Consider the following 876-nt stretch of genomic DNA (forward strand, 5'->3'; position numbering starts at 1 on the left):
GTACGGGCAAGCAAAAATATATTTTCATGATTAATCCCCATGAAAAGCCGGAGCATGTTCCTCCAGCGAACGATGTGCAAAGAGATGTTGAGGTCTTTTACTGGATCGGGACCTGGGACCGGGATAACTTTAAATTTATTCCTGATCAGGAGGCACCCTCCAAAATGGATGTAGGTGACGGCTATTTAACCGCAGAGAGCGGTCTGGTCACACCTGACGGAAGAACAGTCGTATTCTCCATGGTGCAAAATGTAAGAACACCACAAGCCGAATATCAATCTGGATGGGCTCATAATTTAGCTTTGCCGTTTTCCCTAAGCCTCGATAAGCATGATAAATTGCATATCGAACCGATTAAAGAACTGCAGAGCCTTCGAGGGAAAAAATGGGTTGATTTTTCGGACAAAAATTTGGAGAGTGCCAATCAATTGATTAAAAATGTCAAGGGCGACATGCTAGAGATTGTGATGGAGATTGATCCGCGTGAGGCTCAGAAATTCGGTCTCAAGGTGCGACGCTCGGAAAAAGGCCAAGAAGAGACGCTCATTTACTACGACAAGAAGAACGGGACATTCAATGTGGATCGAACCAAGAGCAGCATTGATCCGGATGTGCGTGTGGACGGCATTCAAGGAGGATATGTAGATCTTGACGGAGAGAACTTGAAACTCCATATCTTTCTCGATCGCTCGGTCATTGAAGCCTTTGCAAATTACAAGAAGAAGCTGACAACTCGTGTCTATGTAGGCAGATACGACTCCTTGGGCTTGCAGATCTGGGCCGATGGCGATATCACTGTCAAGTCTATGCAAGTATGGGATATGAATGCCTTAACGGGTAAAAAGGCTGCTCCGGTCTATGTGCCCGATAACTGGG

At 45.9% G+C, this 876-nt stretch carries 1 protein-coding gene; it reads left to right on the forward strand.

Annotated elements, in window-relative coordinates; translation table 11 throughout:
• Positions 1 to 876, forward strand: an 876-nt coding sequence (locus GRP75_RS28245) for a GH32 C-terminal domain-containing protein (protein WP_202404359.1), incomplete at both ends; no start/stop codon positions are given.

It is taken from the genome of Paenibacillus sp. OT2-17 (assembly GCF_009827695.1).
Classification (GTDB): Bacteria; Bacillota; Bacilli; order Paenibacillales; family Paenibacillaceae; genus Paenibacillus; species Paenibacillus polymyxa_B.